Origin of the sequence: Paenibacillus sp. FSL R7-0652, assembly GCF_038595045.1 — a bacterium.
GTDB lineage: Bacteria > Bacillota > Bacilli > Paenibacillales > Paenibacillaceae > Paenibacillus.
Genome location: NZ_CP152001.1, coordinates 4581291 through 4601065, shown reverse-complemented (window position 1 = coordinate 4601065; position 19775 = coordinate 4581291). Strand labels below are relative to the sequence as shown.

Here is a 19775-nt window from a genome sequence, read left to right as displayed (position 1 = left end):
GTCGATATTAATATTACAGGAATCTGCAGATACAGAAGTATATTAGGAAAAGTGAGGTTATTCATGTGCTTTTAAAACAGTTTGAATCCAAGTTGATTACCGCCCGTCTCGTGGGCGACCCCCATACAGAATGTCACAACCTTCAGACAGATTCCCGGCAGGTCAAACCGGGTGATCTGTTTATCTGTCTTCCGGGACATACGGTGGATGGACATGATTACGCAGATCAAGCAGTGCAGGCTGGAGCCGCAGCTCTCGTTGTGGAGCGTCAGCTCGATCTGCCTGTACCACAGCTGATTGTCAAAGACAGCCGATTTGCAATGGCTGTTCTGTCTGACTTCTTTTTTGACTCGCCAAGCCGCAAAATGAAAATGATCGGTGTAACGGGGACCAACGGCAAAACAACAACGACCTATCTGATCGAAAAAATTATGAGCGACTATGGGCAGAAAACCGGACTGATTGGAACCATTCAGATGCGCTATGACGGACGTACTTATCCGATGTCGGGGACAACACCAGAAGCGCTTGATCTGCAGCGCAGTCTGCATGATATGGTCCAGGCTGGTACGGACTGCTGTGTGATGGAGGTTTCATCGCATGCACTGGAGCAGGGCCGCGTCAAAGGTACGGATTTCCGTACAGCCGTATTCACCAACCTGACGCAGGATCATCTGGATTACCATCATTCGATGGAGGAGTACCGCGGGGCAAAAGGATTGTTCTTCGCTCGGCTCGGTAACGGCTATGCGGGAGATGCTTCTGAGCGCAAGTATGCAGTCATCAACGCTGATGATCCGGCAGCAGCGTATTTTATGTCCGTAACGGCTGCCGAGGTCATTACATACGGCATGGGAGAGCAGGCGGATGTACGTGCATCCGGTATCTCCATCACGGCTCAGGGAACCTCTTTCCATGTGGATACATTTGCGGGCAGCACAAACATTGAACTGCGCATGGTGGGCAAGTTCAACGTGTACAATGCGATGGCTGCCATCTCGGCAGCGCTTGTGGAAGGTGTTCCGCTGGAAGAAATCAAGCGCAGTCTGGAAACTGTACCGGGCGTGGATGGCAGGGTAGAAGCGGTCAACGAAGGTCAAGCCTTTGCGGTTATCGTCGATTATGCCCATACACCGGATGGTCTTGAAAATGTGCTGCGTACAGTTAAAGAGTTTGCAGAGGGCCGTGTTATCTGTGTATTCGGCTGCGGCGGGGACCGGGATCGGACCAAACGTCCGTTGATGGGCAAAATTGCAGCGAAATACAGTGACTTTGTATTGGTGACTTCTGACAACCCGCGGACTGAAAATCCTGATCTGATTTTGAAGGACATTGAGCAGGGGCTGCTGGAAGAGTCTGTTCCATCCGACCGCTACACGATGATCGCAGATCGACGCAAGGCAATTCATGAAGCTATTGAAATGGCAAGCCCAGCCGATGTAGTATTGATTGCGGGCAAGGGGCATGAGACCTATCAAATTATCGGAAAGACCAAAACGGATTTCGATGATCGGATCATAGCCAAAGAAGCGATAAGGGGCAAATCCAATTGATAAAACGAACATTGGCGCAAATCGCCGACATGTGCGGCGGCACACTAAGTGATGCTGCGGTTTATAGCGAGATTACAGCCGAAGGTGTATTTACGGATTCACGTAAACCGGTGGCAGGCAGTCTGTTTATACCCTTGGTGGGTGAACGTTTTGATGGACATGAATTCGTGCAGGCCTGTCTGGAGCAGGGTGCCGCAGGAGCGATGTGGCAAAAGGATCATGGTGTTCCACCACAGGGGGCAGTTATTCTGGTGGACGATACCCTTGCAGCCTTACAGGCGCTTGCATCGGCATATCTTGCTGAAACACAGGCATCTGTCGTTGGCATTACAGGCAGTAACGGTAAAACAACAACAAAAGATATTGTGGATGCCCTTCTCTCAACGACATTCAACGTGCATAAGACGCAGGGCAACTTCAATAATCATATCGGTCTGCCATTAACTGTACTGAGCATGTCTTCGGATACGGAAATTATCATTCTGGAGATGGGCATGAGCGGCCGCGGCGAAATTCATGATCTCTCTGTTATTGCACAGCCGGATGCAGCAATCATCACCAATATTGGCGAATCACACCTGCTTCAGCTCGGCTCAAGGCTTGAAATTGCAAGGGCGAAAGCTGAAATTGCGGCTGGAATGAAACCGGGCGGATTACTCATCTACAACGGAGACGAGCCTTTGATTGCTCAGGTGCTCGAAGAACCTGAAACGGAGCAGCCTGAGGATATGCAGCGGTTTACGTTTGGCCTGCAGACGGATAATGATGATTTTCCAACAGGAGTTATGAATGCGCAGAACGGGATGGTGTTTACGACCAAGCAGTCTGGAGATCAGGCGTATACACTACCGCTGCTCGGCACACATAACGTGGTCAATTGTCTGGCTGCTATGGCTGTCGCACGTCATTTCGGAGTTACTCCGGAAAATATGGCGGCAGGTCTGTCCCAGTTGAAACTGACAGGTATGCGTATCGAAGTCACGCAGGCAGTTAGCGGTCTTACACTTTTAAACGATGCATATAACGCAAGCCCGACTTCAATGAAAGCCGCAGTAGATGTGTTAGAAGGATTAAAAGGGTATCGGATGAAGGTGGCCGTACTGGGTGATATGCTGGAATTGGGCCCGCAAGAGGAAGAGCTTCATCATGATATCGGAACGTATATTACCCCTGACAAGTTGGATAGAGTGCTGGTATACGGACCATTATCCCTGCACATTGCTGAGGGAGCGAAGAAGCATATGCCAGCTGAAGCTGTGCATGCTTTTGAGAGTAAAAACGAATTGATCCGTCATCTGCTGGAGAATCTTCATCCTAAAGACGTTGTCTTGTTTAAAGCCTCACGAGGCATGAAACTGGAGGATGCGGTTCAAGCACTGCAGACAGCACCATTACACAATCGAGTAGACTAGAGGGGTGAACCCATGGATTTTCAGGTATTACTGTTAACAATCGGCGTTTCATTTATTTTGGCGGTGATTGCCGCACCGCTGCTCATTCCGCTTCTCCGGCGGATGAAATTCGGACAGCAGGTCAGGGAAGATGGACCTCAGAGCCATTTAAAAAAAAGCGGAACACCAACGATGGGCGGAGTTGTTATTTTACTTGCGTTCACGCTGGCTTTTCTGAAGTTCTCGGCTGTTAAAAATACAGATTTCTATGTGCTGCTTGTTGCTACATTGGGATTTGGTCTTATCGGATTTCTGGATGACTATATCAAAATCGTATTCAAGCGTTCGCTCGGGCTGACAGCCAGACAAAAAATGCTGGGACAGCTGTTTTTCAGTGCCCTGATGTGTTATCTGCTTATTCAAAACGGACACAGCACGGCGATTTCCATTCCGGGAACTTCGGTTTCATTTGACTGGACCGGATGGTTCTATTATCCGTTTGTGGTGTTTATGATGCTGGCCATCACCAATGCAGTTAATTTTACGGATGGTCTGGATGGTCTTCTTTCCGGAGTAAGTGCAATTGCTTTTGGTGCATTTGCTATTGTGGCAATGCAGGCAACATCGATGCCGGCGGCTGTGTGTGCAGCTGCAATGATTGGTGCTGTCCTTGGTTTCCTGGTCTATAATGCGCATCCTGCGAAGGTGTTCATGGGTGATACGGGTTCCCTTGGAATTGGAGGAGCAATTGGTGCAATTGCCATCGTAACCAAGACGGAACTTCTTTTCCTCATTATCGGTGGTATTTTTGTCATTGAAGTGCTTTCTGTCGTAATTCAAGTGATATCCTTCAAGACCCGAGGCAAGCGTGTGTTTAAAATGAGCCCGATTCACCACCACTTTGAGCTCAGCGGCTGGTCGGAATGGCGGGTTGTCATCACCTTTTGGGCGGCAGGTGCGATTTTGGCCGCTCTTGGACTTTATCTCAACAAGGGGTTGTAAATTATGAACCATCCAGAAACATATCGCGGACAACAAGTGGTTGTGCTTGGGCTGGCCAAGAGCGGCGTACAAGTTGCCAAGGTACTGCATCGTGCCGGGGCTGACGTAATCGTAAACGATAAAAAAGACAGGGAACAGTGTCCCGAAGCTTCCGAATTGGAGGCTTTGGGAATTTCTGTTGTATGCGGGGGGCATCCGGATGATCTCATTCATAGCGATGTGAAGCTGGTCGTCAAAAACCCGGGTATCCCTTACCATGCGCCTCCTGTGCAGCAGGCACTTGAACTGGGGATTGAAGTGGTGACCGAGGTAGAGGTAGCCTATCACCTCTGCGGGGCACCTATAATCGGCATTACCGGTTCCAACGGAAAAACGACAACAACAACGTGGGTAGGAAATATGCTGAATCAAGCAGGATTGAAACCTATCGTTGCCGGTAATATTGGGACACCTCTCTGTGAAGCGGCTGAACAAGCTGCATCCGACAACTGGATGGTCGTGGAGCTGAGCAGCTTCCAGCTCAAAGGCACGGTGGAGTTTCGTCCGCGCATTGCTGCGCTGCTTAACGTAGCAGAGACCCATTTGGATTATCACGGGGGCATGGAGGATTATGTAGCTTCCAAAGCAAAGCTGTTTGCCAACCAGCAGCCGGATGACATCGCCATTCTCAATTGGGATGATGCAGTATGCCGCGAACTTGTTCCATATATCAAGGCCAGATTGATTCCGTTCTCGTTGACGGAAAAACTGGAAACAGGCGTGTATGCTGATCCACCCTATGTAGATGGGGAAGAAGATGATGTGAGACGTCAGTTAATTTACGCGGATGGCAGCGGCAGTAAGCATATGATTATTGATGCGGATGACGTTGGCATACCTGGTCGCTTTAATGTGGGAAACGCGCTGGCTGCGGCAGCCATCGCAATCGCAGCTGGTGCTGACCCGTCACAGCTTGCGGCTCCGCTTGCCGATTTTAAGGGCGTCGAACATCGACTGGAGTACGTCCTTGAGCATAACGGCTCCGTGTATTATAACAATTCGAAAGCCACCAATTCGAAAGCCACAGTGATGGCACTGAATTCCTTCAAGGAACCTGTTGTCCTGATTGCTGGCGGGCTGGATCGCGGTTCGGATATGATGGAACTGCTGCCGGTATTCGAGGAGCGTGTCAAGGCGCTGGTGGTCCTTGGTGAAAACCGGGCTAAGATTGCTAAAGTCGCTGAGCTTGCTGGATTAAAGCAAATTAAGGTCGTCGATAATGAGGAGGACGCTGCCCGTACATTGACGGCTGCCGTTCAGGAAGCAGCAGGGTTGGCTGAACCGGGGGATGTTGTTTTATTATCGCCTGCATGTGCAAGCTGGGACATGTTTGCCTCCTATGAAGAACGGGGACGCATTTTTAAAGAGGCGGCGCATAACTTGTAAGTAGGGGGGTGGAAAAGCCCCTACTTCCATGCAAGGGGTGGCCTCCTGATGAAACAGACGCGACCGGCGCCGGATCTTTGGCTCCTGATTTGTATTTTGGCTCTGCTTGCCATCGGCATCATTATGGTGTACAGTGCAGGCTCGGTGCTTGCCTTCCGCAACTATGGCGATTCATTTTATTTTGTGAAAAGGCAGATTTTATTCGCCGTATTAGGACTTGCAGCAATGTTTGTAACAACAAATGTGGATTACAGGGTATGGAGAAAGTATGCCAAACCCATTCTAATTATCTGTTTTATTATGCTTATTGCTGTATTGATTCCAGGAATTGGTGTCGTTCGCGGTGGTGCACGAAGCTGGCTGGGAATTGGTTCTTTTGGGATCCAGCCATCCGAGTTTATGAAGCTGGGGATGATTCTGTTTTTGGCTCACTGGCTGAGCAAGGACCCCGGCAAAATTAAAACGTTCACGACAGGGCTGCTTCCCCCGCTCGGACTGATGGGGCTGGCTTTTGGCATTATCATGCTGCAGCCGGATTTAGGTACAGGCACCGTGATGATGGGTGCGTCCATGCTTATCATTTTCACAACGGGTGCACGTATGAAACATCTGGGTCTGCTTGCACTTGGGGGCATTGCAGGATTTGCGGCCCTGATTGCGGCTGCGCCTTATCGCCTGCAGCGCATTACAGCGTTTCTGGACCCTTGGTCTGATCCGCTCGGGGCTGGTTATCAGATTATCCAGTCGCTTTATGCCATCGGTCCAGGTGGACTGGCTGGTCTGGGTTTGGGAATGAGCCGGCAGAAGTACAGTTATGTGCCTGAACCGCAGACGGACTTTATTTTTAGCATATTGGCGGAAGAGCTCGGTTTTATTGGTGGAATGATTGTTTTATTACTGTTTTTGGTGCTGGTGTGGAGAGGGATGCGCGTAGCGATGACGGTTCCGGATGCTTTTGGCAGTCTGCTGGCTGTGGGAATTATCGGCATGGTAGCAGTGCAGGTCATTATTAATATCGGTGTCGTGATCGGACTGATGCCCGTTACAGGCATAACGCTCCCGCTGATTAGTTATGGCGGTTCATCACTGACTCTCATGCTCACAGCGCTCGGCATATTATTGAATTTATCACGTTATGCGAGGTGACTTATACGATGCGAGTCGTTCTTAGCGGCGGCGGTACGGGGGGGCATATCTATCCGGCCGTTGCCATAGCAAGACAATGCGAGGCGGAGAATCCCGACTCGACGTTTTTATACATTGGTGGAACCCGTGGACTTGAAAGCAAACTGGTTCCCCAGGAAGATATTCCTTTTCAATCGATCGATATTACAGGGTTCAGACGCAAGTTATCTTTTGATAATGTGAAGACGGTCATGCGGTTTGTTCAGGGTGTGCGCAAGTCCAAAAAAATGCTGAAGGAATTCAAGCCTGATGTTGTCATCGGTACTGGTGGTTATGTCTGTGGACCTGTAGTGTATGCAGCGGCGAAGCTGGGAATTCCAAGTGTGATTCACGAACAAAACGCGATCCCGGGTCTGACAAACAAGTTTCTCATGCGTTATGTAGACACAGTCGCTGTCAGTTTCGAAGGTTCTGAAAATTCATTCTCTGGTGCCAAAAATGTAATTTATACAGGTAACCCGCGAGCGACAACTGTAGCTCAGGCCAGCCGGGACCGCGGATTTGCCACATTGGGTGTTCCGATGGACAGTCGGGTCGTGCTTGTCGTTGGCGGAAGCGGAGGAGCTAAAGCCATTAACCAGGCGATGATCGAGATGGCCCCAATGCTGGAACGGCTGGATGATGTGCATGTAGTGTACGTTACGGGTGAGAGCTATTTTGATAAGACCCGGGAAGCGATCCGTAGTGTTCTGGGAACGATGCCTAATCATCTGCATGTACTGCCTTATGTACATAACATGCCTGAAGTGCTGGCCTGTACCTCGCTGATTGTTAATCGTGCCGGAGCTTCGTTCCTGGCAGAAATTACTTCACTCGGCATTCCATCGATTCTGATACCGTCACCTAACGTGACCAACAATCATCAGGAAGCCAACGCGCGTACGCTTGAAAAAGGAGGCGCGTCACTCACAATGCTTGAGAGAGAGCTTACCGGCGAGAAGTTGTATGAAGCGATTGCAGGCATTATGAATGATGAATCGGGGCGTAAACAGATGGCAGAGGCTTCGCGGAAATTAGGTAAACCCGATGCGGCAGAAGTACTCTTAAAGGAAATCAAGCGTCTCGCTTCGCGGCGGTAAAGTGTGTTAGTGGGCGATTGTCACACACCAGACGGGACTTACATAAGATACCGTATAAATCGTGACAATCGTTCCACAATACTGCAGCAGAGCATTCAAAAGGAATGAACTGCAGGCGTGCATGGATCGGATGTGTCGCGGATAATCAATTCGCTGCAATTGTACTGGAGACAATGGAGGGCACGCTGCAGGAAAGAAGGACATGGCACTTATTTTTCTCCACAAAGTTTTGTGCGATTGGAGAAGGGCACAGGTGCACAGGTAGTCCGCGTAGATGCGCCCGTTTCATTGTTCATACAGGCCAAGCAACAGCAGAGGACGTCATCACCCTTATACAGTCTATTCCAAGCATTATATCATCTCATGGCGGTATTGACCTGATACCGTATCTCTTCGCATCGGGTGAGCGTAAACCCCGGAGGTGATACATTGGACAAATTGGTGATTGAAGGCGGGAAACCCCTATCAGGATCCATACGCATCCATGGAGCGAAGAATGCTGCTTTACCGATTATGGCCGCAAGTTTGCTCGCAGACGGAGAAGTTACGCTGCACAACGTTCCACACTTGCTGGACATCGAAGTAATGCTGTATATCCTGGAACGGCTTGGATGCACCTGTCGGCATGAACAGGGAACAGTGACGATCAATACGTCATTGGTCCGGTCACATGATGTGCCAGAAGATCTCATGAAGCAAATGCGCTCTTCCATTTTTTTGATGGGGCCGCTGCTCGCTAGGTTTGGTAGAGTATCGGTGTACCAGCCGGGCGGCTGTGCGATCGGAGAACGGAAAATTGATCTTCACCTCCGGGGGCTGGAAGCACTCGGAGCACAGATCGAAGAGCAGGACCAGCAGATTATCTGCCATGGAGCCCATCTTACCGGTTCAGATATTCATCTTGATTTTCCAAGTGTTGGGGCAACCGAGAACATTATGATGGCTGCTGTACTGGCTGAGGGCACAACGACGATATTTAACGCTGCGAGGGAGCCCGAGATTCAGGATCTGCAGCACTTCCTGAATGCCATGGGTGCAAGAATCATGGGTGCCGGAACCGATACAATTACGATCAGCGGTGTAAAGAAGCTGCAGCCATGCACGTATGAGATCATACCGGATCGAATTGTTGCTGGAACTGTCATGATTGCGGCTGCTGCAACACGAGGCAGTGTTACGCTTACACACTGCAACCCGGCTCATCTTACTTCGCTTATACATGTGTTGAAGCGCACTGGTGTTCAAATCACAGTTTGCAATGATATAATGACTGTGAGCTGTATGACCCGCCCCAAATCAGTGGATCGTATCGTGACTTCTCCGTATCCTTCGTTTCCGACCGATCTTCAATCACAGATTATGGTGCTGCTCAGTTTGGCAGATGGATTCAGTGTGATGAAAGAGACCGTGTTCGAAGGCCGGTTCAAACATGTGGATGAACTGAACGTGATGGGAGCCGATATTTCAGTGGATCTGAACGCCGCGTTTATCCGTGGTGTTCCAAGACTATATGGGGCTACTGTGGAAGCGACAGATCTTCGCGCAGGGGCAGCATTAGTTATTGCAGGTCTGGCGGCTCAAGGTAAAACCGTTGTGGAGCAGGTGCACCACATTGACAGGGGATATGATCGAATCGAAAAGTTGTTCCAGAGTCTTGGAGCCTCGGTGGAGAGACAGTCGACTGTTTCTAAGCAGTTGGATTTTGCCAATTAACGTCCTTGGCGTCCCCTTCTTCGAGGAGAAGGGGACCTGAGGCTTTGTGGAGCGTTATTATGCCTAAAAGTCAAATTCCGGTTCTCAAGGAGAATCGCCCAAAAAAAAACACAAGCCGCAAAATTGTAATTATCTTATTACTACTATTTATTGCACTGCTGGCTGTATTATTCTTTCGTTCTTCGGTAAGCCGTATATCGGCCATCGAAATAACGGGTAATGTATACACGGCAGCTTCAGCGCTGCTTGAAAAGAGCGGTCTGAAGGAAGGTGACCAGTTTTTTGGAACAAGTGCTGCTGAAGTCATTGAACGGATCAAAACGATTAAAGCTATCTCCACCGTTACTGTGGACAAGCAGTTTCCAGGCACCATCCATATCAAGGTTAAGGAATTCCCGACAGTCGCTTATGAACTTGACTCAAGCGGGGCACTCAAGGCAATTCTGTCCAATGGGACAAGCCTGAATGTTCCGCCGACAATCGGTGTTGCGGTAGAGAAACCAATTCTGACCCAATGGAAGCCGAATGATCCACTCAAAGCAAAACTGAGTGAGGCGCTTGCCCAAATTCCAAATGAACTGACAACGGATATTTCGGAAATTATTCCGAATCCGACGCCGTCATTTCCGGATCAGATCCGCATGTATACCAAGTCACAGTTTGAAGTGATCACAACGGTCTCGTTGTTAACGGATAAAGTGGAGTATTTAAACCAGGTTATAGAGACTGAACGGCCTGGTAAAATCACAATGCTTGAAGCGGATACGTATGTGCCGTTTATCCCGGAGAATCCGGAGGACAATGCTGAGCCGGGGACGTCGCAATGATGTCATTCGGTGATCGGCGGCACATTGCACAAAAGTGCAGGTGGAATCGGGGTTTGGCCCCGGTTCACACATGAAACTTGTTCTTTCTGAGATGAAGAAAAAATGGTACACTTGAACATACGGCAATTGAGTTACCTCCTTCTTTTTTCTTCAAGGTTTTATGTTACGCATCCAGAACTTGGCACCCAAAAAAATTGTAGAAAAAAGAGGGAAAGCCTAAGCTGTGTTGAATATGTTTTAATGAGTGTTTAAACCCGAACGTAATTTACTATTGGAGTCAGGAGGTGCCACAGACTTGAGCAGCAATGACATCATTGTTAGTTTGGACATCGGTACATCCAAAATTCGCGCTATTATTGGGGAAATTAATAATGGAACCTTTAATATTATTGGAGTTGGATCTGCCGACTCGGAAGGAATTCGCAAAGGTGTAATCGTAGATATCGATCAGACGGTTCAGTCGATCCGCAATGCAGTGGATCATGCAGAACGTATGGTAGGTATTCAAATATCCGAAGTATATGTTGGAATCTCGGGCAACCATATCGGACTGATGAGCAGTCACGGAGTGGTGGCAGTATCGAACGAGGATCGTGAGATCGGAGAAGAAGACATGGAGCGGGTGTTGAAAGCAGCCGAAGTCATTGCGGTTCCGCCGGAACGTGAAATTATTGATGTTGTCGCCAAGCAGTATGTTGTTGACGGCTTGGAGGGCATACAAGACCCGCGTGGGATGATTGGTGTTCGTCTGGAAGTTGAAGCAACCATCATTACAGGTGCAAAAACCGCGATACATAATCTTTTGCGCTGCGTGGAAAAAGCGGGATTAAAAGTAAGCGATCTGGTTCTCATGTCATTGGGAGCAGGGCAGCTTGCTCTGTCCAAGGATGAGAAAACGATGGGCTCTGTGCTGGTGGATATCGGAGCAGGTGCTACAACGATTGCTATCTTTGAAGAGGACAGTCTGGTTGCAACTTCAACACTGCCAATCGGCGGGGAATTTGTAACGAATGATATTGCCTACGGTCTGCGCACTCTGACGGACCAGGCAGAGAAAGTCAAGCTGAAATACGGTTGTGCCTGGCTGGATGATGCTGCCGCAGATGTGATGTTCAAAGTTACGCGCATTGGCAGTAACGTAGACAAGGAGTTTTCACAAGAGGATCTGGCGGCTATTATTGAACCGAGAGTTCAGGAAATATTCCAGATGATCGGTCAAGAAGTGAAACGCCTTGGTTACAACGAACTTCCTGGAGGTTATATACTAACGGGAGGTACGGTCTCTATGCCTGGCGTTCTGCAAGTAGCACAGCATGAGCTTGCTGCTTCAGTACGTGTTGCCGTTCCGGATTACATTGGTGTACGTGATCCTGGGTATACCAGCGGCGTTGGTATTTTACACAACGTTATCCGCAGTTTGCGCATCAGGCCCTCAAGCAGCAGCGGCGGTAACAACAACACCACCAGCAAGAAACCGGCGAACCGTCCGAAGCCGAATGCGGCACAGGAATCGGAGCAAAAACCGGGTCTGTTCGAACGACTGAAGAATATGTTCAGTGAATTTATATAACAGGTTGGATCCATTTCATACATTCTTGAAGCCGTCTGAATGCGCTGGTACTAAAATAAACGCTTTCGTTCGTCGATATATGAAATTGATTCGGTTCAAATCAAAAATTGGACGGGCCATTCATGCACATTGAGGGGGAGATGGAATAATATGTTGGAATTTGATTTTGAAATGGAGAGCTTGGCTCAGATTAAAGTTATCGGGGTAGGCGGTGGCGGAAGCAACGCTGTCAACCGAATGATTGAAAATGGTGTGCAAGGTGTAGAATTCATTACAGCGAATACGGATGCGCAGGCGTTACATCTGGCGAAATCCGAACACAAATTACAGATTGGCGATAAGTTGACACGGGGTCTTGGTGCCGGTGCCAACCCTGAAGTAGGCAAAAAAGCCGCCGAAGAATCTCGTGATCTGATGATGAATACCTTGAAGGGTGCCGACATGGTTTTTGTAACTGCCGGTATGGGCGGGGGTACAGGAACAGGGGCTGCTCCAGTCATCGCTGAGATCGCCAAAGAATGCGGCGCTCTCACAGTAGGCGTAGTAACACGACCATTTACGTTTGAAGGACCGAAACGTTCAAGGCATGCCGAGCAGGGCATTGAAGCGTTGAAGGAAAAAGTAGATACGTTGATCGTTATTCCGAACGATCGTTTGCTTGAAATTGTTGACAAAAAGACACCTATGCTTGAAGCATTCCTTCAAGTAGATAACGTCCTCCGTCAAGCCGTTCAAGGTATTTCTGACCTAATTAAAGTCCCGGGCCTGATTAACCTTGACTTTGCAGACGTCAAGACGATTATGACAGAACGTGGATCGGCCCTAATGGGAATCGGTGAAGCAACGGGAGAAAACCGTGCTGCTGAAGCTGCACGCAAAGCTATCATGAGCCCATTGCTTGAAACTTCGATTGAAGGAGCACGTGGTGTCATCATGAACATTACGGGCGGAAATAATCTTTCCCTGTACGAAGTAAATGAAGCAGCAGAGATTGTCACTGCGGCCTCAGATCCGGAAGTGAACATGATCTTTGGTGCGATTATTGACGAAAACCTAAAAGAGGAGATCAAGGTTACGGTAATCGCAACTGGATTCGAGGATAAGCCCGAGGTTCCTCAAGTGCGTAAACCTGCTGCCGCCGCAGACACGGCAGAGACACGTTCACCGAATCTTCGTCCATTCGGAAACCAGCCAAGTAATGATCAGCTGGACATTCCGACATTTTTACGTAATCGTTCCCGGAACAACAATAACGAATAATACGCTTGTGTATAACTTGGAAACCCGGTACTGCTTCTGGAGCAGCCGGGTTTTTTTGCTGTTTTCTTATATATCTTAACATACAAGAATGAACAAATTCTGAACAACCTGCCTGATACATTCCGACAAAAATAGTTGAAGACAAGCTCCCACATTTAGACAGACTTTGAACAGGAGGCTCCGTATACTTGGGAATATGCTCATGAATATCGAAATGATGATGCATGTAAGAGCGGTTCATTCTGAAGCATTCAAAGATCTTTTCAATCCGAGGGGTTCAGGATCGTTCGATTTGAAGCGTTCGCAAATCTCATTCGTAACATTTATTTCGATAGGTCAGCTGCAGGCAGGTGAAGAGCGTGGTTGTTTATGTCGATCTGATTTTTCTAACGAACCTTTGCATTGATGGAACGCTTATTGGATTGACGGCCTGGATGCGCCAAACGAAGCTGGTCTGGTGGAGATGGCTGTTATCGGCCATCGTTGGCGCGTTATACGTTGTGATGATGTTTGTGCCGGCGTTGGATTTTCTGTTTACGTTTTTAATCAAGTTTGGTTTTTCTCTCGTTATGTTGAGCATTGCGTTTGGATATAAGGGACTGCAGGCTTTTGTGAGGACGCTGGGTACATTTTATGTGATTAATTTTGTCGCGGCTGGAGGCATTTTGGGTGTGCACTATATGCTTCAGAGTTCAGGAGAGCTGTTCAACGGGATCTGGTTTACTGCTTCTGGCGGCATGTCGTTTGATCTGAAGATTGCGTTCTGGTTCACATTCATTGTATTCTTTGCGGTCCTCTTATTATTCAAAATTGTACAAAGTGCCAAACGAAAAACAGATCGCCTGACCACTTACCTAGGAATCGTTGAGGTTTCTATTGATGAGGTTATCGTTTCCTGTACAGGCCTTCTGGATACGGGGAATCAGCTTACAGATCCCTTGTCGCGCTTGCCGGTGATGGTTATGGAGGTTTCATTGTGGCAGGAGATGCTGCCTGATTCCTGGAAAAGCCGATTAAAGCACGAACCGCCGGACAACCTCATTATGGAGCTGGACCAGGAACATTTTCAGTGGCAGGATCGACTGCGCCTGGTTCCCTATCGAGGGATAAACAAAGGAACGGCGTTTATGTTGGCGATCAAACCAGATCGGGTAAAGGTGACGATGGAGGGAAGAGATTATGTGACGACAAAGGTTCTGATTGGGCTGGATGGGGGTGTTTTGTCGTCAGACGGGAAATATCAGGCTGTAATTCATCCTGAACTGGTGCAAGAAGCAGCTTCTGCGCAGTCTACGGCTAAATCCGCGGAAGCAACAGAAAAGCCGCTGAATGTGGGATAGGAGGAACCTGGATGCTTGTGAAATGGAAACTGGTTGCGCAGCTGAACTATTACCGTTTATTATTCCTGTTTGGACTGAAGAGTGAAGAGATTTATTACATCGGGGGAAGTGAGGCACTTCCGCCTCCATTGACACGCGAAGAAGAGGAATACCTGCTGCAAAAATTATCGTCGGGCGATTCGGCTATTCGTGCCATGCTGATTGAACGAAATTTGCGTCTGGTGGTATACATCGCACGGAAGTTCGAGAACACAGGCATTAACATCGAAGATCTGGTGTCCATTGGGGCAATCGGACTGATCAAGGCTGTGAATACGTTTGATCCGGAAAAGAAAATCAAGCTGGCCACCTATGCTTCGAGGTGTATCGAAAATGAAATTTTAATGTATTTGCGCCGCAACAGCAAAATCCGTACCGAAGTTTCTTTTGACGAACCGCTTAATATTGACTGGGATGGAAATGAACTTTTATTGTCTGATGTGCTGGGTACGGAGAACGATACAATCTATCGAAATATTGAAGAACAGGTAGATCGCAAGCTGCTGCACAAGGCGCTGGAGAAACTGACGGATCGTGAGCGAATGATTATGGAGCTTCGTTTTGGCCTGACAGACGGTGAAGAAAAGACACAAAAGGATGTGGCAGACCTGCTTGGAATCTCCCAATCCTATATCTCTCGTCTTGAAAAAAGAATCATCAAAAGGCTGCGGAAAGAGTTCAACAAGATGGTCTGATCCTGTGGAAAATAGAGAATGGGTATTACTGGCAAGGGTACCAATGACGAATAAAAAAGCCTGCCCCGGAGATAATGTACATTAATGTTTCTCCTTGGGAGGTAAAATCACGATGACCCGAAACAAAGTCGAGATTTGTGGCGTGGACACCGCAAAGTTGCCTGTTCTCACCAATACTGAAATGCGGGAATTATTTCATTCCCTTCAGCAGCACCATGATCGCTCAGCAAGAGAGAAATTAGTGAATGGCAACCTGCGTCTGGTACTCAGTGTCATTCAGCGTTTTAACAATCGGGGGGAGTTTGTCGATGATCTGTTCCAGGTTGGCTGCATCGGCCTGATGAAAGCCATTGATAATTTTGATTTATCCCAGAATGTCAAATTTTCAACCTATGCGGTGCCGATGATTATCGGTGAAATTCGCAGATATCTGCGTGACAATAACCCGATTCGAGTATCCCGGTCATTACGGGATATTGCCTATAAGGCACTTCAGGTTCGTGACAGCCTGACGAATAAAAATTCACGCGAGCCAACGATATTCGAAATTTCAGAGGCACTCAACGTGCCGAAGGAAGATGTTGTTTTTGCACTGGATGCTATTCAGGACCCGGTATCTCTGTTTGAACCCATTTATCATGATGGCGGAGACCCCATCTATGTGATGGATCAAATTAGTGATGACAAAAACAAGGACGTATCCTGGATTGAGGAAATTGCACTCCGTGAAGCGATGCACCGTCTTGGTCAGCGGGAAAAGATGATTTTGTCGATGCGCTTTTTTGAAGGCAAAACCCAGATGGAAGTAGCAGATGAAATCGGCATATCGCAGGCCCAAGTTTCACGTCTCGAAAAATCAGCTATACAGCAGATGCAGAAACATGTGAAGTCGTAATGTGATATAAAGCAAAAGGACGATCCAGCGGATAATTACTCCAATGATCGTCTTTTTTGTGCGGCAGAAAGGAAGATATCCGAAGAGAGTACGCTGCCGTCCAGATTTGCATGAGCGCCTAAGCGAAAAACAGGACATTTTTCGCCTGCAGCACATATATTGTTATAGAAGGATGCAGAACGGGCAGATGAGCGTTAACAGGGGGCGAGAGCAATGAGAGCGAATGCGAATGAATCGACATCACGGGGCATGAAAATTTCCGATTTTCAAACGAAGGATGTTATTAATATTACGGATGGCAAACGTCTCGGTCAGATTAGTGATCTGGAACTCGATCTCAAACAAGGACGAATCGAAGCCATCGTTGTACCAGGATACAGCCGTTTTATGGGGTTATTTGGAGGAGGGACGGATCTCATCATTCCCTGGAGAAATATTGTGAAGATCGGCTCTGATGTCATTCTGGTTAAAATGGATGAGGTGAAGGAACAGGTTTATGACGAGCGCGAACGAGAAGCGCGGCTGTATGATGAGCAGCAGCAGAGTCGTACGGAACGGCTGGAACGGCTGGATCGGTTGGATCGGAATCAGCGGAGAACGATATAAGCGAGACAGAACGCGTCTGCATTTGGTACACTGGAAGTTGTGAGGTGAGAAAGAATGGAACCATTTGTATTGGACAAAGATGTAATGAAGGATATAGAAGAGCAAAGGTATCACGGTAATCAAGATCCGCTGTTATTATATATTAAGCCCTGGAAACTTTCGTTTGATCGGTTAACGGCTGGATTTACAACGAGACACGGCGGCGTTGGTCACGAACCGTACGCTGCCCTTAATTGTGCTTATCACGTTGGGGATGATGCTGAAGCGGTGCTTGAAAATCGCCGCCTTGTGACCGAGAAGCTTGCTTTTCCACTGGAAGCATGGACTTGTGGCGAGCAGGTACATGGTAAACATGTGGCTGTGATCACAGCCATTGACCGCGGCAGAGGTCTGCTGGATCGTCAATCTGCGCTGCAGGATACAGACGGGCTGGTCACAAACGTGCCGGGTGTACTGCTGGCTTCATTTTATGCTGACTGCGTTCCGCTGTATTTCTATGATCCGGTGAAGCAGGCCGTAGGTTTGGCTCATGCGGGCTGGAAAGGTACCGCTGCAGGCATTGCTGTCTCCATGGTGGAAACGATGGAACAAGAGTATGGAAGCCGGAGAGAGGATATCCGGGCGGCCATCGGTCCTTCTATTGGGGGCTGCTGCTACGAAGTAGATGAGGTTGTTATGCAGCAAGTCCGGGTTTGGCTGGATGAACCTCAGGGTAATGATGAATACGATCTTTCTGATTCAAAGCGTATTTGTACACCTGCTGCGAACGGAAAAACGATGTTAAACTTGAAAGAATGTAATCGACACATTATGATGAAAGCAGGAATATTGCCGGATCATATCGAATGTACAACATGGTGTACAAGTTGTCATCCCGAACTATTTTTCTCCTATCGCAAGGAAAATGGGGTAACGGGAAGAATGGCAAGCTGGATTGGGCTGGAAGAGAGGTGACCCTCTGGTGTCATTGGAGGAGCGTAAACAACAGGTAAATCAGAAGATCAAAGATGCGTGTAAGCGCAGCAACCGCCCGTTTGAAGATGTGAATGTGATTGCAGTCACGAAATATGTCTCATTGCAGACGACGGGGGCTGTGCTGGATCATGGTCTTGAGCATATTGGAGAAAACCGCTGGCAGGATGCGCAGGCGAAATGGGAAACCTTCGGACAGAAGGGGACATGGCATTTCATTGGTCATCTGCAGACGAACAAGGTGAAAGACGTCATTGGCAAGTTTGCGTACATACATTCACTGGATCGTTTGTCACTGGCGAAGGAACTGGACAAAAAGGCCGCTTCGCTTGGAATTCAGGTGAACACGTTTATGCAGGTGAACATTTCGGGTGAAGAGAGCAAGTATGGTTTGCAGCCTGAACTGGCAGGTTCATTTCTGAAGGATATTCAATCGTTTAACAACCTTAGGGTCATCGGTCTGATGACGATGGCGCCTCATGAGGAAGATCCGGAGATGACGCGTCCTGTGTTTAGGGGGCTGCGTGAGCTGAGAGATGATTTGAATGGACAAGCTCTGACAGCAGAACCGTTGAGAGAGCTGTCCATGGGCATGTCTAATGATTTCGAAATAGCCATTGAAGAAGGGGCAACCTGGGTGCGGCTTGGATCGATTCTCGTAGGAAAAGAGGAGGGGACACGATGGGCGTGATGAATAAATTCATGAATTTCCTGGGTCTTCAGGAAGAAGAAGAAATTGTGGAGCGTGAACGGCTTGCAGCACAAGAGGAACATGAGCCTGAACAGCAGGAAAATGAAACCTCTGCACTTGATAAACGTAGAAACCAAAGGGGTAATAATGTGGTTAGCATTCATTCCCAGAAAAATGTTAAAGTTGTGCTGTATGAGCCTCGTTCCTATGACGAAGCACAGGAGATTGCCGACCATCTGCGCTCGCATCGTACCGTTGTTGTGAATCTGCAGCGAATTCGCCAGGATCAGGCTTTACGTGTAATTGACTTTCTAAGCGGAACGGTTTATGCATTAGGCGGGGGTATATCCAAGATCGGCGGCAACATTTTTCTCTGTACGCCAGATACGGTTGAAATTCAGGGAACGATTACGGAAATACTGGCTGACAGCGAGCAAGATTATAACAGAATGAGGTGAGCCGTTTTTGTATCAGATTGAAGTCCTATTGGGTACGCTGTACCAGATTTATTTTTACATGGTCATTGTCTACATATTGATGTCCTGGCTTCCCAACGCACGGGAAAGCTTCATTGGTGAATTGTTAGGCAAATTTGTGGAACCTTATCTAAGACCATTCCGCCGATTTATTCCGCCGCTGTTCGGTGTGCTGGATATTTCCCCGATTGTGGCATTGATTGTGCTTCAACTCGCACTTCAAGGGCTTGTCACAATTCTGAGATACTTCTACTAGTTAGGGTGACATATAGATGAGCGGTGATATTTACGAACATTTTAGTCATGATGAACGGGATTTTGTAGACAAAGCCTCGGATTGGATCGAGCGGGCCAGCAAGTATCATGATATGAAGCTGACCGATTTTCTTGATCCAAGGCAGGTGTTTATTCTGCAATCCCTGGTGAATCGCAGCCAGCATGTTCAGATTCGTCTGGACGGCGGTTACGAAGCGGCTGAACGTAAGCGTGCATTGATTGCACCTGACTATCGATACCTCGATGAGGAAGATATGGGGATGCAGGTGCTCAGTATTACGTCGGACGACCGAAAAATCTCGGAACTGGAGCACGGGGACTATATGGGTTCCCTGCTCGGGCTCGGGATGAAGCGAGGCAAGATTGGAGATATTCAAGTGCTGGATGATGGCTGCCATACCGTGGTGGCAGCGGAAACCGGCGCTTTTTTATCGCTTCAATTGAATCAGGTGCATCGCGTTCATGTGTTCACAGAGCTGTTGCCGTTGAACCAGCTGAAATGGTCTGCGACGAAATTGGACACCATAGATATTACCGCTGCTTCGCTGCGGCTGGATGGCATCTGTGCAGATGTGTATCGGCTGAGCCGGAGCAAGGTGCTGGTCCCAATCAAGGCAGGACGCTGTAAAGTGAACTGGAAAGTGGTGGAGGACCCTTCGAAGCCGCTCAAGGAAGGGGATGTGGTATCCATTCAAGGGTTTGGTCGTTTCAAGGTGTTGGAACAGGATGGAATGACCAAAAAGGGACGATGCCGATTGAAAATCGGGAAATTTGCTTGAT

The 19775-nt window shown here is 48.3% G+C and carries 19 protein-coding genes; all 19 read left to right on the top strand.

Going from position 1 to position 19775, the window contains the following annotated elements; genetic code table 11:
- The first annotated feature begins 65 nt into the window (after window positions 1–65).
- A complete protein-coding gene (locus tag MKY97_RS20130; RefSeq protein ID WP_342552058.1) occupies window positions 66–1553 on the top strand; it encodes a UDP-N-acetylmuramoyl-L-alanyl-D-glutamate--2,6-diaminopimelate ligase in 1488 nt (495 codons plus the stop codon).
- Window positions 1553–2965, top strand: coding sequence for a UDP-N-acetylmuramoyl-tripeptide--D-alanyl-D-alanine ligase (gene murF, locus MKY97_RS20125; RefSeq protein ID WP_342556399.1), 1413 nt, complete (start codon window positions 1553–1555; stop codon window positions 2963–2965). Before MKY97_RS20130 ends, murF begins: the two co-directional genes overlap by 1 nt.
- Window positions 2966–2977: 12 nt before the next feature.
- On the top strand, window positions 2978–3946 hold the full coding sequence (gene mraY / locus MKY97_RS20120) for a phospho-N-acetylmuramoyl-pentapeptide-transferase (RefSeq protein WP_342552057.1): 969 nt from the start codon (window positions 2978–2980) through the stop codon (window positions 3944–3946).
- A gap of 3 nt (window positions 3947–3949) precedes the next feature.
- Entirely contained in the window at window positions 3950–5371 is a 1422-nt protein-coding gene (gene murD / locus MKY97_RS20115; RefSeq protein WP_342552056.1) for a UDP-N-acetylmuramoyl-L-alanine--D-glutamate ligase, read from the top strand.
- A gap of 48 nt (window positions 5372–5419) precedes the next feature.
- The gene (spoVE, locus tag MKY97_RS20110; RefSeq protein ID WP_342552055.1) at window positions 5420–6517 is read left to right on the top strand and encodes a stage V sporulation protein E; all 1098 of its coding nucleotides are present in this window, start codon (window positions 5420–5422) and stop codon (window positions 6515–6517) included.
- 8 nt (window positions 6518–6525) lie between these two features.
- Complete coding sequence (murG, locus tag MKY97_RS20105; protein WP_342552054.1) at window positions 6526–7635, top strand: undecaprenyldiphospho-muramoylpentapeptide beta-N-acetylglucosaminyltransferase; 1110 nt, start codon at window positions 6526–6528, stop codon at window positions 7633–7635.
- A 429-nt stretch (window positions 7636–8064) separates the two neighbouring features.
- The gene (murA, locus tag MKY97_RS20100; protein WP_342552053.1) at window positions 8065–9348 is read left to right on the top strand and encodes a UDP-N-acetylglucosamine 1-carboxyvinyltransferase; all 1284 of its coding nucleotides are present in this window, start codon (window positions 8065–8067) and stop codon (window positions 9346–9348) included.
- Between the two features lie 59 nt (window positions 9349–9407).
- Window positions 9408–10175 carry an FtsQ-type POTRA domain-containing protein gene (locus MKY97_RS20095; protein WP_342552052.1) on the top strand — a complete coding sequence of 256 codons (768 nt, stop codon included), beginning with the start codon at window positions 9408–9410 and terminating at the stop codon, window positions 10173–10175.
- 295 nt (window positions 10176–10470) lie between these two features.
- Window positions 10471–11745 carry a cell division protein FtsA gene (gene ftsA, locus MKY97_RS20090; protein ID WP_342552051.1) on the top strand — a complete coding sequence of 425 codons (1275 nt, stop codon included), beginning with the start codon at window positions 10471–10473 and terminating at the stop codon, window positions 11743–11745.
- Window positions 11746–11895: 150 nt separating this feature from the next.
- Window positions 11896–13005 carry a cell division protein FtsZ gene (gene ftsZ, locus MKY97_RS20085; RefSeq protein ID WP_342552050.1) on the top strand — a complete coding sequence of 370 codons (1110 nt, stop codon included), beginning with the start codon at window positions 11896–11898 and terminating at the stop codon, window positions 13003–13005.
- 359 nt (window positions 13006–13364) lie between these two features.
- Window positions 13365–14345, top strand: coding sequence for a sigma-E processing peptidase SpoIIGA (gene spoIIGA / locus MKY97_RS20080; protein WP_342552049.1), 981 nt, complete (start codon window positions 13365–13367; stop codon window positions 14343–14345).
- Window positions 14346–14356: 11 nt separating this feature from the next.
- Window positions 14357–15079, top strand: a complete 723-nt coding sequence (sigE, locus tag MKY97_RS20075) for an RNA polymerase sporulation sigma factor SigE (protein WP_342552048.1) — start codon at window positions 14357–14359, stop codon at window positions 15077–15079.
- Between the two features lie 112 nt (window positions 15080–15191).
- Window positions 15192–15974 carry an RNA polymerase sporulation sigma factor SigG gene (gene sigG, locus MKY97_RS20070; RefSeq protein ID WP_056696161.1) on the top strand — a complete coding sequence of 261 codons (783 nt, stop codon included), beginning with the start codon at window positions 15192–15194 and terminating at the stop codon, window positions 15972–15974.
- A gap of 213 nt (window positions 15975–16187) precedes the next feature.
- Complete coding sequence (locus tag MKY97_RS20065) at window positions 16188–16580, top strand: YlmC/YmxH family sporulation protein (protein ID WP_342552047.1); 393 nt, start codon at window positions 16188–16190, stop codon at window positions 16578–16580.
- 54 nt (window positions 16581–16634) lie between these two features.
- Window positions 16635–17534 carry a peptidoglycan editing factor PgeF gene (gene pgeF, locus MKY97_RS20060; RefSeq protein WP_342552046.1) on the top strand — a complete coding sequence of 300 codons (900 nt, stop codon included), beginning with the start codon at window positions 16635–16637 and terminating at the stop codon, window positions 17532–17534.
- A gap of 7 nt (window positions 17535–17541) precedes the next feature.
- A complete protein-coding gene (locus tag MKY97_RS20055) occupies window positions 17542–18243 on the top strand; it encodes a YggS family pyridoxal phosphate-dependent enzyme (RefSeq protein WP_342552045.1) in 702 nt (233 codons plus the stop codon).
- A complete protein-coding gene (locus MKY97_RS20050) occupies window positions 18234–18701 on the top strand; it encodes a cell division protein SepF (RefSeq protein WP_090923746.1) in 468 nt (155 codons plus the stop codon). Before MKY97_RS20055 ends, MKY97_RS20050 begins: the two co-directional genes overlap by 10 nt.
- Before the next feature lie 7 nt (window positions 18702–18708).
- Window positions 18709–18975 carry a YggT family protein gene (locus MKY97_RS20045; RefSeq protein ID WP_342552044.1) on the top strand — a complete coding sequence of 89 codons (267 nt, stop codon included), beginning with the start codon at window positions 18709–18711 and terminating at the stop codon, window positions 18973–18975.
- Between the two features lie 16 nt (window positions 18976–18991).
- Complete coding sequence (locus MKY97_RS20040) at window positions 18992–19774, top strand: YlmH/Sll1252 family protein (protein WP_342552043.1); 783 nt, start codon at window positions 18992–18994, stop codon at window positions 19772–19774.
- The last annotated feature ends 1 nt before the right edge of the window (window position 19775 follow it).